This is a genomic window from Pseudomonas putida (assembly GCF_001636055.1).
GTDB lineage: Bacteria > Pseudomonadota > Gammaproteobacteria > Pseudomonadales > Pseudomonadaceae > Aquipseudomonas > Aquipseudomonas machongensis.
In genome coordinates this window covers 2,277,587-2,292,400 of record NZ_CP011789.1, presented here as the reverse complement: position 1 = coordinate 2,292,400, position 14,814 = coordinate 2,277,587, and the positions used below count along the sequence as shown (strand labels likewise).

9 protein-coding genes and 4 tRNA genes are annotated in these 14,814 nt (G+C 62.7%); 2 read left to right on the top strand and 11 right to left on the bottom strand.

Annotated elements, in window-relative coordinates:
* Positions 1–23 precede the first annotated feature (23 nt).
* Complete coding sequence (locus AB688_RS10460; protein WP_063543887.1) at positions 24–3,965, bottom strand: dermonecrotic toxin domain-containing protein; 3,942 nt, start codon at positions 3,963–3,965, stop codon at positions 24–26.
* Between the two features lie 86 nt (positions 3,966–4,051).
* Positions 4,052–6,088 carry an NADPH-dependent 2,4-dienoyl-CoA reductase gene (locus AB688_RS10455; RefSeq protein ID WP_063543885.1) on the bottom strand — a complete coding sequence of 679 codons (2,037 nt, stop codon included), beginning with the start codon at positions 6,086–6,088 and terminating at the stop codon, positions 4,052–4,054.
* Positions 6,089–6,274: 186 nt separating this feature from the next.
* Here AB688_RS10455 and AB688_RS10450 point away from each other — a divergent pair, with 186 nt between their 5' ends.
* Together AB688_RS10450 and AB688_RS10445 are read left to right on the top strand one after the other, a co-directional pair.
* Positions 6,275–7,393, top strand: a complete 1,119-nt coding sequence (locus AB688_RS10450; protein WP_063546687.1) for a nitrilase-related carbon-nitrogen hydrolase — start codon at positions 6,275–6,277, stop codon at positions 7,391–7,393.
* Positions 7,394–7,397: 4 nt separating this feature from the next.
* A complete protein-coding gene (locus AB688_RS10445) occupies positions 7,398–8,438 on the top strand; it encodes an AraC family transcriptional regulator (protein ID WP_063543883.1) in 1,041 nt (346 codons plus the stop codon).
* A gap of 238 nt (positions 8,439–8,676) precedes the next feature.
* Here the strand turns inward: AB688_RS10445 and AB688_RS10440 are convergent, their stop codons facing one another.
* The 9 genes from AB688_RS10440 to AB688_RS10400 all read right to left on the bottom strand — a co-directional run bounded on the left by AB688_RS10440 (position 8,677) and on the right by AB688_RS10400 (position 14,705).
* Complete coding sequence (locus AB688_RS10440; protein ID WP_063543881.1) at positions 8,677–9,546, bottom strand: DUF2242 domain-containing protein; 870 nt, start codon at positions 9,544–9,546, stop codon at positions 8,677–8,679.
* 257 nt (positions 9,547–9,803) lie between these two features.
* Positions 9,804–9,880: transfer RNA gene (locus AB688_RS10435), tRNA-Asp, on the bottom strand.
* 139 nt (positions 9,881–10,019) lie between these two features.
* Positions 10,020–10,096, bottom strand: a tRNA-Asp gene (locus AB688_RS10430).
* A gap of 99 nt (positions 10,097–10,195) precedes the next feature.
* Positions 10,196–10,272: transfer RNA gene (locus AB688_RS10425), tRNA-Asp, on the bottom strand.
* A gap of 79 nt (positions 10,273–10,351) precedes the next feature.
* Positions 10,352–10,427 (bottom strand) — tRNA-Val (locus AB688_RS10420).
* Positions 10,428–10,595: 168 nt separating this feature from the next.
* On the bottom strand, positions 10,596–11,369 hold the full coding sequence (locus tag AB688_RS10415; protein ID WP_063543879.1) for an SDR family oxidoreductase: 774 nt from the start codon (positions 11,367–11,369) through the stop codon (positions 10,596–10,598).
* On the bottom strand, positions 11,366–12,577 hold the full coding sequence (locus tag AB688_RS10410; RefSeq protein ID WP_063543877.1) for an O-succinylhomoserine sulfhydrylase: 1,212 nt from the start codon (positions 12,575–12,577) through the stop codon (positions 11,366–11,368). The genes AB688_RS10415 and AB688_RS10410 overlap by 4 nt, the downstream gene beginning before the upstream one ends.
* A 25-nt stretch (positions 12,578–12,602) precedes the next feature.
* Entirely contained in the window at positions 12,603–14,108 is a 1,506-nt protein-coding gene (purF, locus tag AB688_RS10405) for an amidophosphoribosyltransferase (RefSeq protein WP_063543875.1), read from the bottom strand.
* A 42-nt stretch (positions 14,109–14,150) separates the two neighbouring features.
* On the bottom strand, positions 14,151–14,705 hold the full coding sequence (locus AB688_RS10400; RefSeq protein ID WP_054893108.1) for a CvpA family protein: 555 nt from the start codon (positions 14,703–14,705) through the stop codon (positions 14,151–14,153).
* Between the last annotated feature and the right edge of the window lie 109 nt (positions 14,706–14,814).

Here is a 14,814-nt window from a genome sequence, read left to right as displayed (position 1 = left end):
CGAAAAGCCCGCACGTTAGCAGGTCAACGGCGCCCCGTCTTCCAGCTGTGGGCGTTACCGACATTGATGTAGTCTTCCAGTGGCGTCAGCAGCGCGGAAACGCGCTTCACCCATTCAAATACCGCGCGCTCGGGACGTACGCCGTTGTCCTGCGAGTGGAAGATATACAGCTTCGCCTCGGTCAAGGCCTTCTCGATCGCGCTGGCGCTGTGCCGCATCGTATTGAGCAGACCAGGGCCAGTCACCTGGGATACCTCACGCATGTACTCGGTGAAACCAGGATCGGAAAACTTCGGACGATGCCCAAGCTTGCGGCTAGCGCTGAAACGCTGGGACATTTCCCGCAACACCGCATCGAGCAATGGGTTGCCCTTGAGCGAGGCGAAATGACTGTTGTTGGGGCCGTTGAGCATCAGGGTCGCGTTGCTCACCACCCCGCCCACCGCCAGTTGCCCAGGGCGCAATGTCAACTGAGGCAGCGGGCGGAGCAGCACATCGTCCATGTCCATGTACACCCCGCCCAACTCATCTATCAACTTGTAGCGCAAGGCGTCGCAGGCCGCCGCATAGTTGCGGGTTTCCGGCCGCAGGAAGAACTTGAACACCTCACCCTGCGGACCCTCCTCGAAATCCTTGAAGAACGCGTCTCCCTTCAAGGACGTGCAGGTTGCTCCTGGGTAGCGCGAGCGTAGCTTGCGCAGCTGCAACGCATTGTTCACCCCCCATCCACTGCGGCCTAGAAAATGCAGATGCAACTGATAACCGCCAGCCCGTGCCATCTCGATGTTGCCCTTGAGCGTGGAGTCGTGAGACGCAATCAGACTGTCTGCGCTGCCGATCCAGATCTGGTGGATAACCTTCGGGAGCAGCTCCAGCCCACTGCTCGGCGGCAGCTCTGGTAACACCGGCCGCTGGAGACACTCCAGTTCCAGGCGCGCTTGCTGGCGCTCCAATCGAGAAGCCGTAGCGCCAGGGTCAACGGCGCCCAGATAGGTATTCGTCTGCTCATCCCGCCGGTAATAACGACCTTTGGAAGATGAGTACCAGCAGCAATAATCCAGATCGAACATCACCTCCACCTCCTGGGCGCCGTCCATGATGCGGAAAGTCCTGCCACTGCTATTGGCGCTTTCTCGGACCCCGCGCATCACCTTCACCGGCATTGGCCGGACCGGCAGCGGTTGATCCATTCCGCCCAGCAGCCCCGGGCGGCGCACGATCAGCCAGTCGCCTGTACGTGGATCACGTTCGATTCTTGGATCGGGATTGGAAAACAACGAGCGGCTTTGAACCCCGTCGCCTGACCCGATATAAAAAGTCGAAGTGCGTTGCAGCGGGTCACGCACTTCGTAGACGGGGTAGTAACGGCCCTGCAAAGACACGTTCAACCGGCCATCGAAGACCAGTAACCCCTTGCGCAGGCCGTGAGAAATGACAAAGAGCGCGCCCTGAGGCTTGGGCACTTCGTCGATCGCGACGACCGACCGTAAACCGCTGCCGCCCACCAGTCGCAGCGGCACTCCCGAAGCAGCGGGAGCCCTGAACCGGTAGAACTTTGCGTTAGCCAGGCCGCTCAGGCTGGTCAAGGCCTCGAGGGCATAGGTTCCGGCCTGCTCGCGCTGCCCGCTGGCCAGCGCCGCATAGCTGTTGAACATGTAATAACCAAGCTCTGCCAGGTCGAGCACGGTCATGACCCGCGCGGGAATCAGCGCGCTCAGCACGCGGAACACGGTGACGGCGATATCCAGGCCTCGCTCCAGCCGCAACTCGGCATCGGAAACCGCCAGGCTGTTACCTTCGGCCACCAGATAAGCGATGCGATAATTGAAAATTGCCTTGCCTATCGGTTGGTTGAGGGTTTGCGTCGCCAGCTCTGCACCGGCCTTGCCATCAGCGATGCGGAGCAACAGAGGCAAGGCGGTCCCGAGCTGATGACGGCCGAACCGCGACACCCAGTATTCAGTGCTTGCAGGCCACGGCGACGTCCGTTGCAGACCCTCGAGCTCTTGGGCCAGCACGCTGCGCAGAGCCCTGCGAGAGCTGTGGCGCCTGAACGGCTTGCCAGATGGATGGCCGGGTGTATAGCAGATCAGTGACGACTCACCGACTTCATGGAAGATCAGCACGTCACGCAGGGAGTTGCCACCCAGCGTGAGCAGCTGCAACTCGGCACGCTGCCCTTCGCGTATTGGCCGCTGGTCCGGCGATGGATGATCCAGAATGTCCTGGACAGCCTGATACCCGGAATCGTCAAGGTCACCGGTAGCATGCGCCAGGAACGCATCGAGCCGCAGACGTTTCTCGAACAGGCTTGTCGCAGCATCGTGGCGCCGCTGGTGCAGGCCCTTGGTTTCGCCATCGGAAGGTGTCTTCAACGCGTCGCTGATTGCTTGTAGATAGTGCGCCTGCAGGTCCAGCCGCTGGATCAGGCTGCCCAGCCGAGTACTGGAAAGATAGCGTGACTGAGCCTGAGTAACGCCACTGAATTCGACCGTCCAACTGGCGTCGGCCCTGGCATCCATGCGCATGGCGATGTATTCGAGCAACGAGCACTCGCTCTGCACGCTTTGCGCCTGTCCAGGATCAGGAGTGACGCCCGGCGCAAGTTCCGACTCTGGCAATTCGGGGCTGTATTCGACGACGTCGATCTCGACGGTGACAGCACGGGGGTCCAAATCCTGCCCGTCCTTGCGCAATTCGGTGCGAATCCGATCACGGGCGAAATCCTCGAACGCGGGTAACTGCTGCCAATAGTCCTCGGCGAGGCTCTGCTGCTGGGCAATGTCCAGCAACAGGCCATCCAGTATGTCTTGCTGCGCTTGGCCAAGGTTGCGCAGACCATCCGGTAGTTGCGCCCGCAACGACTGGCGTTCGGCCTCGAACGCCAACAACACCTGCGTTGAACGTGCACGCGATACATCCAGGCCGATACGATCATCCCATACACCGGGCTGCTCGCAGGTCGCGCTCGCGCGCCACGCCTCGCACTGCTGTCTGGCCAGGTGCTCGAACGGATTGCCCTCGATCACCCCCGCTCTCACTTCGAAGCTTGCGTCTTCGCGCTCCCATTCTTCCAGCAACGCCTGCTGCGCCTCCGGTGCCAGGCGCATCAACAAGGCCAAGCCCCAGGCGCGATCCTCCAACAATGCCTTGCGCACCCCATCCAGGGTGGCCTGGAGGTTGTCGTGACGACGGATGAAACCGAAGTGCCCGCTGCAATACAGCACAGCTTCGCCGGTCAGATCCTGCCGCTCGGTAACGTAGGACAGTGCCGGGTCGTAGCCGGCCGGGATTTCGCTGAGGACCAGCATGCCTGGCAAAGAGAAGGACTTCGAGCTTCCACCGGTGCGCACCGTCAGGTCATAGACACCTCTTGGCACGCTGCGGTCGGAGAAACGGGGGTGGGCGACGATGTCTTCGATCAGCGCCCTGGCTTGGGCAGTGAGCGTTCCGACGCTCTCCAGCAGTTGCACATCATCCGCCAGGCTCGCGCGCACCTGCTGCTCCATGGCCAGTTGCCGAGGGGCCAACGACAGCTGCGCGGGAACCTCCCAGTAGGTTTGCGCATCGACCTCGAAGCGGCTGAGCACCGTCTTGGCGTCTATAAGCTTCAAGGCGTCGTGCACCTGATCCAGGGTCACGTCCGCAATCAGGTCGGCTTCGGCCAGCGAACTGGCGCTCGACGACAGCACCGCCTGTGCCGGGTCGAAGAGATCAGCCGTGGTCTGCCCCAGGCGTGCGGACTCGACCAGGCTCTTCAGGGTGTGGCCATGGGTGACCGTACGCTCCTCGGAGCCCTCGTCGTCGATGAATTGCAACAGGTAGGGGGCACGCGCCAGCAGGCCTGGCAACTGTGCCTCGAACAGCGCAAGGGCCGACGCGCCGAGCGTGGGCAGGGCATCGGTTTGCGGGAATTGATCCGGCAGTTCGGCGGCAAGCGGCTGGGGTTGCGGGGGATGGGTCATGGCGGCAATCTCTTTTGAAAATCGAGAGGTTGCCGCCACCAGACGGACAATCGGTGCTAAGTATGTCTTCCTGGAGCTCGGTCTTCCTAGAGCTCCGCTGCCAGGCGCGATCCCTGGTTGATCGCGCGCTTGGCATCGAGCTCGGCAGCGACATCCGCACCACCGATCAGGTGCACCGATTGCCCCTTGGCCAGCAGCCCTTCATACAGCTCGCGCTGCGGCTCCTGCCCGGCGCAGATCACCACGTTGTCCACCGCCAGCACCTGCGGTTCGCCCTCGCCAATGCGCACATGCAGGCCCGCATCATCGATCTTCAGGTAATCGACGCTGTTGAGCATCTGTACCTGTTTGTTCTTGAGACCCGTACGGTGAATCCAGCCAGTGGTCTTGCCCAGGCCGTCGCCGACCTTGGTCTTCTTGCGCTGCAACAGATAGACCTGGCGTGCCGGGGCATGGGGTTCAGGCTTGACCCCCGCGATACCGCCGCGGGCCTCAAGGCTGGCATCGATACCCCACTCCTTCCAGAACGCAGCGCGATCCTGGCTGGTGGCGATGCCCTTGTGCACCAGGTACTCGCTGACGTCGAAGCCGATACCACCGGCGCCGATCACGGCAACCCGCTCACCTACTGGCTTGCGCTCGAGCAGCACATCAAGGTAGCTCAGAACCTTGGCATGCTCGACCCCGGGGATGGTTGGCGTACGTGGGGTGATCCCGGTAGCCAGGATAATCTCGTCGAAGCCGCCCGCCGCCAGTTCGTCGACACCAACACGGGTGTTCAGGCGCAGCGTCACGCCGCTGTTCTTCACTTTGTTGGCGAAGTAGCGCAGGGTCTCGAAGAACTCTTCCTTGCCCGGCACACGCTTGGCGACATTGAACTGCCCACCCATCTCGGCGCTGGCATCGAACAGGGTCACCTCGTGCCCACGCTCGGCGGCGACCGTCGCCGCGGCGAGGCCAGCAGGCCCTGCGCCGACCACGGCGATGCGTTTCACCGCACGTACCGGCAGGTAGTTGAGCTCGGTCTCGTGGCAGGCACGCGGGTTCACCAGGCAACTGGTCAGCTTGCCGCCGAAGGTGTGGTCCAGACAGGCCTGGTTGCAGCCGATGCAGGTGTTGATCTCGTCCGCGCGGCCCTCGGCAGCCTTGTTGACGAAGTCAGGGTCGGCGAGGAAGGGCCGGGCCATCGATACCATGTCGGCATCGCCTTCGGCCAACGCGGCTTCGGCCACTTCCGGCGTGTTGATGCGGTTGGTGGTGATCAGCGGAATCTGCACTGCGCCGCGCAGCTTGGCGGTTACCTTGCTGAACGCTGCGCGCGGCACCTTGGTCGCGATGGTCGGGATGCGCGCTTCGTGCCAGCCGATGCCTGTGTTGATCAAGGTGGCGCCCGCCTGCTCGATGGCCTTGGCCAACTGCACGATCTCGTCCCAGTTGCTGCCACCCTCGACCAGATCGAGCATCGACAGGCGGAAGATGATGATGAACTCACGGCCCACCGCTTCACGTACGCGTCCGACGATCTCTACCGCAAGACGCATGCGGTTCTCGTAGCTGCCACCCCAGCGGTCGGTGCGGTGGTTGGTGTGCGCGGCGAGGAACTGGTTGATGAAGTAGCCTTCCGAACCCATGATCTCGACGCCGTCGTAGCCGGCACGCTGGGCCAGTACCGAACAGTTCACAAAGTCATCGATCTGCTTCTGGATGCCCGCCTCATCCAGCGCCTTGGGCTTGAACGGGTTGATCGGTGCCTGGATGGCACTGGGCGCCACTTGCCGCGGGCTGTAGGCGTAGCGTCCGGCATGCAGGATCTGCAGACAGATCTTGCCCCCTACCGCGTGCACCGCCTCGGTGACGATCCGATGCTTATCGGCTTCTTCGTCGGTGCTGAGCTTGGCCGCACCGGAGTACACGCCACCCTCGTCGTTCGGCGCAATACCGCCGGTCACCATCAGGCCCACCCCGCCACGGGCACGTTCGGCAAAGTAGGCGGCCATCCGCTCGAAGCCACCCGGGCGCTCTTCGAGACCGGTGTGCATGGAGCCCATCAGGGTGCGGTTACGCAGGGTGGTGAAGCCCAGATCGAGCGGGGCCAACAGGTGTGGGTAACGTTCGGCAGCCATGGAGGGACTCCTGATGAGGCGTGATCACGGAATGCGGGTGCCTCACACGGGCCCCGTCGTTTGTCTGCCGTCGACATTAAACAGGCGTTTGAACCGGCTCAATGATCGAAACTGACAACTTATTGATCCTGCTGCACAGCGGGACTACCCTAGAGCACCCTTGGCCTCAAGATGCCGTACCGCTTCATGCGCAAACTCCTGGCAAGCGCCCTGGCGCTGGTGATGATCGCCGCCCTGTTCAGCTATGGCTTCTGGACCCAACAGCGCCCGGAAGGTCATTACCTGTCCGATTTGCGCATCGAACTGGCGCTCAACCAGGGGGTACCCGGCGAGCACGGCAACCTGCTGGGCATCGAGCCGTTGCTCTACCCCAGCGACTACCAGAACCTCGGGCGCCTGCACCGCAAGCTCTCGGCCTATCTGGAACAGGCCCGTGCCCAAGGCTTGGTCAACCCGCGAACGGTGGTGGTGCTACCCGAGCACATCGGCACCTGGCTCTGGGCCCGCGGCGAGAAAAAGGAGCTGTACCAGGTCACCCAGTTCCGCGAGGCCTGGCAGTGGCTGGAGCTGAGCAACCCCGTGCGCTACGGCCTGGCCATGCTGGCGGCCACTGGTGATGATCGCCGCTCCGACGCGCACCTGCGCATGAAGGCGCGGCAGATGGCCGCTGACTACCAGCAACTGTTTGGCGGCCTGGCCCGCGAGTTCGGCGTCACCCTGGTGGCCGGCTCCATCGTGCTGCCGTCACCCTATGTCGAGGAGGGCCAGTTGCATGTCGGCAAAGGCCCGCTGTTCAACAGCAGCCTGGTGTTCGCCAGCGATGGCACACCGCTTGGCCAGCCGCAGTTGCAGCAATACGCCGATAGCGAGGTCCGTCGTTTCATTCAAGATGGCCAGGCCCAGCCGCTGCAGGTCGTGCAGACCCCGGCGGGGCGCCTGGGTGTACTGGTGGGCAGCGACAGCTGGTATCCGCGCAACCATGAACTGTTGGCTCACCAGTCGGTGCAACTGATCGCCAATCCGGTGTTTCTCAGTGGCAAGGGAAGTTGGCAGGAACCCTGGCGCGGCAACCGCCACCAACAGGCTGCCAACCAGTTGCCGCTGAGCAAAGGCGAAGTCAGTGAAGAGGCGGCTTGGCGTCAACTGATCCTGGCCGCCAACCCCAAGCTGCCAAGCATCAGTGTCTTCCTGCGCGGCCAGTTCTGGGAGCTGGGCAGCGACGGCCAGGGCTTTGCCAACCAGGCGGGCGCGCAACTGGCTGGCAATCCCAGCCAGGGTGCCCGCCTGCTGAACCTGTGGCTGTAAGGGCATGCGCCAGCCACGCGTGCGCCTGGGTGACCTCTCGGTAGGTTTCGTCCAGCCCCTGACCGAAGCCCTGCAGGAGCTGGGACATGACCCGGCACCGCTGCTGCAACGTTATGGGCTGGATGCCATGCGCATGAACGAAGCCGGTGCCCGCCTGTCGATTCCCCGCTACATGCACCTGGGGCATGCAGCCATCGAGCTCAGTGCCGAGCCCGCCCTGGGGCTGCGCATGGGACGCCTGAGCCGCCTGGCCCAGGCTGGCCTGGCAGGCGTGACGGCAGCGCAAGCCCCGAACGTGCGCGAGGCCGCGCGTACCCTGCTGCGCTATGAGCCGCTGTACGCTGCCAACTATCGTGGCAGCTCGGCCTTCATCGAAGACGCCCACGGGGCCTGGCTGCGCTTTTATTCGATCAGCCCGTACAACACCTACAACCGCTTCGTGGTCGATTCGTTGCTGGCCGGCTGGCTGGCACAGCTGTCAGGGCTGGCTGGCACGCCGCTGCTGGCCGAACGCATGGAAATCGAGTTCGAGGCGCCCGCCTACAGTACCCTGTACCAACCATTGTGCAGCACGCCCGTGCAGTTCGGTGCCGCCAGCAACCAGCTGCGCCTCGGCCAGGCCGCCCTCGCGCTGGGCAACCCACACCACTGCCCCAGTACCTGGCAGCACCTGCTGCAACTGTGCGAGGCGGAGCTGACCCAGCGCACGCGTGTGCGCAGCCTGGGCGAGCGCATCACACATCTGCTCGGCCCATTGCTCAACGGCGGACGGGAGCCTGACCTGGAGGAGGTGTCACGCCACCTGCAATTGCCCACCTGGACCTTGCGTCGCAAGCTGGCCGAGGAAGGCTCGAGCTTTCGCGGCCTGCTCAATGACACCCGACGCGACCTCGCCGAAACCTATATCCGCGACACGGAGCTGGCCTTCGGTGAAATCGCCTATCTGCTGGGGTTTGCATCGGCCGAAGCCTTCCAGCGCGCATTCAAGCGCTGGACGAGGCTGACACCGGGGGAGTTTCGCCGCCATCAGCGGCAAGTAGGCTAGAGCTCCGTGGCGTCTTCCGCCGGCTCCGGGGTATCCAGTTCATATGCCTGGAATTCGAGAAGTTCTTCCTGATAGTCGTCCATTGGCCTGCGTCCTCTTGCATTCATTTTTTCATGGGTCTGGCCATCAAGCTAAGCGGGCCGGATGAAGGAATCATGACATCCCCATGAGGAATAAACGTAGCAGGCGTTCAGGTCGTTAACCGCAGTACGTGTGTAACAGCAGATGAAGCATTTCCCTAGAGTGACGAAGGTACCGGCTCGCCGGTGGGTGCCGCTTGCTGCACCTGGATCGGCGCAGCTTCGACCGGCGGCGCAATAGGCTGGGAGCCCTGGCTATCGTCGACCACTGGCGCCGCGGGCGCCTCGCTGGCGGCTGGTGTTGCAGCGGTCGGCGATGGCGCGTGCTCCGAAGGAGTCACCGGCGCTGCCGGCTCGACCTGCGGCGCGCTGCCAGACACCGGCACCGCCGCTGGCTGTGCGGCCGGGGCCAATGCCGCAGGCTCGGGCAAGCCCAACTCCTGCGCCGGTTTTTCAGGCTTGGGCGCCTCCACCTGAGGGGCGGCCTTTTTCTGCTTCTTCGGTTTTGGCAGGTAGCTTTCGACCAGCGCGAAATAACGCTCGTAGAACTGCGGCGAAGTCACGGTTTCGCTGGCCACCTTGACCATGGAGTCGTCGGTGGAGCCGATCGGCATCGACACCGAGCCGAGGATGCCGACACCGAGGCTGGCCGAGGTGTTGGATTTTTTCAGGGTGTAGCGATCCTGCAGGGCGTTGGCAAAGATCGTCGAACGCTGATCGTCGCTGCTGTCGGGGGCGCAGGTGATGTTGAAGCTGATCTGCAGGTGGTTCTCGGCGTTCTGCTGGAAGCTTTTATTGCCCGCCACCTGGCTCGCGTCACTGCTGGTGATGATATAGCCCTGGCTCAGCAATGCCCGGCGCGCGGCTTCGCACGACCCGGCATCGCTGACCTGGAAGCTGCGCGAGAACGTCCCCGAGTCGTCGAAGTTCTCGTGTTCGTAGATCGCTGCCTTTTTCGAGGAACAGCCGGAAACACCCGCCAGCACCAGGGCCAGCCCGAGCGCTACAGAGACGGTAGATCTGGACATTGTCAATTCCGGGAAGAACGAATGGTGCCTATTGTGCAACACATCGCAGGGTCGCTGAAACCGCTGGTCGGTGAAGAGTCTGTCAGCATCGGGTAAATGTTCGGAGTGACCCCGTCAGCTTCACGCCGATGTCTAACAGCACTGGCGATTGATACCAAGGCCGGCACTAGCCATTCACCAGGCCACAGAAACAAAAAAAGCGACCCTAAGGTCGCTTTCTTTGTGCTTCGAGGGGTTCAGTGACCTCGAAGCGAATATGGCGCAGCGGACGGGACTCGAACCCGCGACCCCCGGCGTGACAGGCCGGTATTCTAACCGACTGAACTACCGCTGCGTATCGCACAGGCCGAAGCCTGCTTGAAACTGGGATCTGCGTGCCAGCGCATGACGCTGGTGTTGCAGGCACAAAAAAGGCGATTGGTTTATCGCCTTCAATGTCGCTTGGAGGAGTTCTAGGGCCTCGAAGCAGAAGATGGCGCAGCGGACGGGACTCGAACCCGCGACCCCCGGCGTGACAGGCCGGTATTCTAACCGACTGAACTACCGCTGCGTATCTCGCAGGCCGTAACCTGCTTGAAACTGGGATCTGGCAGAAAGGTCTTGCCTTCATGCCACAGACCGGTGAAGCTCACCCATCTGTTGAAGTAAGTGGCGCAGCGGACGGGACTCGAACCCGCGACCCCCGGCGTGACAGGCCGGTATTCTAACCGACTGAACTACCGCTGCGCATATGGACTTGCGTCCTGTTCCTCTCTGGTAGGAAGCTTCTTTCGAAGCGCCCTGGGCCAGGAACAATCTCAGGAAGTGGTGGGTGATGACGGGATCGAACCGCCGACCCTCTGCTTGTAAGGCAGATGCTCTCCCGGCTGAGCTAATCACCCTCGCGATGTTGCTTGTTGCGTTTGCTTCGCTGAGGCCGCGAAATTTACGCAGGTACCGATGCTAAGTCAATAGCCCCGTTGAATTTTTTTTCAAAAACCTGAAAAAGCGTCAGAACGAAAAAGGAGCCTTGTCGGCTCCTTTTGCTTTGCACAGCGGCAAGTGGCGCGTCAGCTGTAGATCATCTTGCGGCTCATGCCGCCATCGACCACAAATTCCTGGCCGGTGACGAATCCGGCCTGACGCGACAACAGCCAGGCCACCAGTGCCGCAACATCCTCCACCGTCCCTACCCTGCCCGTTGGATGCTGGGCATGGTCGGCTTCGGTGAGGGGTTCGGCGCGGCGCTGGGACGGATCGCGGGCGTCGATCCAACCAGGGCTGACGGCGTTGACCCGGATCTCCGGCCCCAGGCTCATGGCCAGGGCGTGGGTCAGTGCCAGCAGCCCGCCCTTGCTTGCGGCATAGGCTTCGGTGTCCGGCTCCGACTGACGTGCACGTGTGGAGGCCAGGTTGACGATCGCCCCGCCATGCGCGCGCAGGTAAGGCGCACAGTGCTTGGCCAACAGCATCGGGCCACTGAGGTTGACCGCCAATACACGATTCCATTGCGCAAGGCTCAAGCTCTCGAGCGTATGGTTGTGCGGGTTGGCGATGGCCGCGTTGCACACCAGCGCATCCAGACGCCCGAATTGGCCCAGCACCTGCGCCACACCAGCGCTGACCTGGGCCTCGTCGGAGACGTCCATGGCGATGAACCAGGCGTTGCTGCCCAGGGTCTTGGCAACCTTGGCACCGCGCTGGCGGTCCAGGTCACTCAACACCACCTGCCAACCTTCGCAGATCAGCCAGGCGGCGATGCCCAGGCCGATGCCGCGGGCGGCACCGGTTACCAAGGCCACCCGACCGTTATGGTCTGGCTCGCCACCTGTCCAGTCGATCACAGCGCTGCCAACCCACGCGCCAGGTCGGCCTGCAGATCGACGACGTCCTCAAGCCCTACCGCAACACGAATCAGGCTGTCACGGATGCCGGCCGCCTCGCGCTCCTGCGGGCTCAGACGACCGTGGGAGGTGGTCGCCGGATGGGCGATGGTGGTCTTGCTGTCACCCAGGTTCGTGGTGATCGAAATCACCCGAGTGGCGTCGATAAAGCGCCAGGCGCCCTCTTTGCCGCCCTTGACCTCAAAGCTGACCACCGCGCCGAAGCCACTCATCTGGCGCTTGGCCAGTTCGTGCTGTGGGTGGCTTGGCAAGCCGGCGTAATGCACCTTTTCCACACCCTCCTGCTGTTCCAGCCATTCAGCCAAGGCCTGCGCGCTCTCGCAGTGCGCACGCATGCGCAGCTTAAGGGTCTCCAGGCCCTTGGTGAAAATCCAGGCGTTGAACGGGCTGAGGGTCGGCCCCGCGGTACGCAAGAAGCCCACCACTTCCTTCATCTGCTCGGCACGACCGGCAACCACGCCGCCCATGCTGCGGCCCTGGCCGTCGATGAACTTGGTCGCGGAGTGGAAGACGATATCGGCCCCCTGCTTGAGCGGTTGCTGCAGCGCCGGCGTGCTGAAGCAGTTGTCCACTACCAGCATCGCGCCACCGGCGTGGGCGATTTCGGCCAGTGCGCCGATATCCACCAACTCCGCCAGCGGGTTGGACGGCGACTCGACGATCAGCAGCTTGGTATTGGCCTTGATGGCGTTCTTCCAACCACCAAGATCGACCAGCGGCACATAGTCCACCTGCACACCGAAGCGCTTGAAATACTTCTCGAACAGGCTGATGGTCGAGCCGAACACGCTCTGCGACACCAGCACGTGGTCGCCAGCGCTGCACAGCGACATGACCACGGCGAGAATCGCCGCCATGCCGGTGGACGTCGCCACGGCCTGCTCTGCACCTTCCATGGCCGCCAGGCGCTCCTCGAAGGCACGCACGGTCGGGTTGGTGTAGCGTGAGTAAACGTTGCCCGGCGTTTCACCGGCAAAACGCGCAGCCGCATCGGCGGCCGTGCGGAAGACATAGCTGGAGGTCAGGAACAGCGCTTCGCTGTGCTCGCCCTCGGGCGTACGGTGCTGACCGGCACGCACTGCCAGGGTGTCGAAACCGACACCCTCCAGGTCGCTGTCCAGCCGTCCGGCATCCCATTGATCCGTCATGCCGTTACTCCTAAAAAGCCCAAAGTCAGTTGTTGTACAGGTCGATGATCGCGCTGACAGCCTGGGTCTTGACCTTGGCCGCATCGTTGCGAGCCTGTTCGATACGGTCCAGGTAGGCATCGTCGATGTCGCCGGTAACGTATTCACCGTTGAACACCGCGCAATCGAAGTGCTCGATCTTGATCTTGCCGCCACCGACCGAGTCGATCAGGTCCGGCAGGTCCTGATAGATCAGCCAGTCGGCGCCGATCAACTCGGCCACCTGTTCAGTGGTACGGTTGTGGGCGATCAGTTCGTGAGCGCTCGGCATGTCGATGCCGTAGACGTTGGGGTAACGCACAGCCGGCGCCGCGGAGCAGAAGTAGACGTTCTTCGCGCCTGCCTCACGGGCCATCTGGATGATCTGCTTGCAGGTGGTGCCGCGTACGATCGAGTCATCCACCAGCATCACGTTCTTGCCGCGGAATTCCAGCTCGATGGCATTGAGCTTCTGGCGTACCGATTTCTTGCGCGCGGCCTGGCCGGGCATGATGAAGGTACGGCCGATGTAGCGGTTCTTGACGAAGCCTTCGCGGAACTTCACACCCAGGTGGTTGGCCAGCTCCAGGGCCGCGGTGCGGCTGGTGTCCGGGATCGGGATGACCACGTCGATGTCGTGCTCCGGGCGCTCGCGGCGAATCTTCTCGGCCAGCTTCTCGCCCATGCGCAGACGCGCCTTATACACCGAGACACCGTCCATGATCGAGTCAGGACGAGCCAGGTAGACATGCTCGAAGATGCAGGGCTGCAGTTTCGGGTTGTTGGCACACTGCTTGGTGTACATCTGCCCTTCTTCGGTGATGTACACGGCCTCGCCTGGCGCCAGGTCACGGATCAGGGTGAAGCCGAGGACGTCCAGGGCAACGCTTTCGGAGGCGATCATGTACTCGACGCCTTCGTCGGTGTGGCGCTGGCCGAACACCACCGGACGAATGCCGTTGGGGTCACGGAAGCCGACGATGCCGTAGCCGGTGATCATCGCCACCACCGCATAGCCACCGACACAGCGGCTGTGCACATGGGAGACCGCCGCGAACACGTCCTCCTCGGTCGGCTGCAGCTTGCCGCGTACGGCCAGTTCATGGGCGAACACGTTGAGCAGCACTTCCGAGTCGGAATTGGTGTTGACGTGACGCAGGTCGGACTCGTAGATCTCCTTGGCCAACTGTTCGACGTTGGTCAGGTTGCCGTTGTGCGCCAGGGTGATGCCATACGGCGAGTTGACGTAGAACGGCTGAGCCTCGGCCGAGGTGGAGCTGCCCGCGGTCGGGTAGCGCACGTGGCCGATGCCCATGTGGCCGACCAGGCGCTGCATGTGGCGCTGCTGGAAGACGTCGCGCACCAGGCCATTATCCTTGCGCAGGAACAACCGGCCGTCATGGCTGGTCACGATACCGGCAGCGTCCTGGCCGCGGTGCTGGAGGACCGTTAGCGCGTCATACAGCGCCTGATTGACGTTCGACTTACCGACGATACCGACGATGCCACACATGCGACGCAACCCCTACTTTGACGAAACTTGAGTGAAAAGCGCTCAGGGCCGGGATGGACCGAGCAGCTGTTCCTTGAACGGAAGATCAACTGGAGAGCTGATCCCACTGGACATCCACTGACCGGCGAAACCGAGAATCAGGTTCTTCGACCAGTCAGCGACCAATAGAAATTGTGGTATCAGGCGTGATTCCTGCCACCACGGATCCTGTTGCACCGGGCCCAGGCTGAGCAAGCCGACGGCCACCACCACCAGCAAGGCCCCGCGCGCGGCGCCGAACACCATGCCGAGGAAACGATCGGTGCCGGACAGCCCGGTCACGCGGATCAGCTCGCCGACGAGGAAGTTGATCATCGCCCCCACCAGCAGGGTGGCGACGAAAAGAATGGTACACCCGGCGATGATCCGTGCCGAGGGTGTCTGGATATAGCTCTCCAGGTACTGCGACAGCGACCCGCCGAACATCCAGGCGACCGCGCCGGCAATGATCCAGATGAGCAAGGACAAGGCTTCCTTGACGAAGCCGCGCTTGAGACTGATCAGTGAGGAAACGGCGACGACCGCAATGATCGCCCAATCAACCCAGGTAAATGCCACGGTGCTGCCTGCAGACGTTTGAGGCGGCGTATTTTAACAGAGCGGAGGGCTTGGGGTAAGCGGAATGTCAGGTCGTTGAAGGCCTGCAGCTTGACTTCCAGGACAACTT

Coding starts and splice junctions, on each gene's coding strand:
- AB688_RS10460 (WP_063543887.1), bottom strand. CDS start 3,965: ATGACCCATCCCCCGCAACCCCAGCCGCTTGCCGCCGAACTGCCGGAT.
- AB688_RS10455 (WP_063543885.1), bottom strand. CDS start 6,088: ATGGCTGCCGAACGTTACCCACACCTGTTGGCCCCGCTCGATCTGGGC.
- AB688_RS10450 (WP_063546687.1), top strand. CDS start 6,275: ATGCGCAAACTCCTGGCAAGCGCCCTGGCGCTGGTGATGATCGCCGCC.
- AB688_RS10445 (WP_063543883.1), top strand. CDS start 7,398: ATGCGCCAGCCACGCGTGCGCCTGGGTGACCTCTCGGTAGGTTTCGTC.
- AB688_RS10440 (WP_063543881.1), bottom strand. CDS start 9,546: ATGTCCAGATCTACCGTCTCTGTAGCGCTCGGGCTGGCCCTGGTGCTG.
- AB688_RS10410 (WP_063543877.1), bottom strand. CDS start 12,577: ATGACGGATCAATGGGATGCCGGACGGCTGGACAGCGACCTGGAGGGT.
- purF (WP_063543875.1), bottom strand. CDS start 14,108: ATGTGTGGCATCGTCGGTATCGTCGGTAAGTCGAACGTCAATCAGGCG.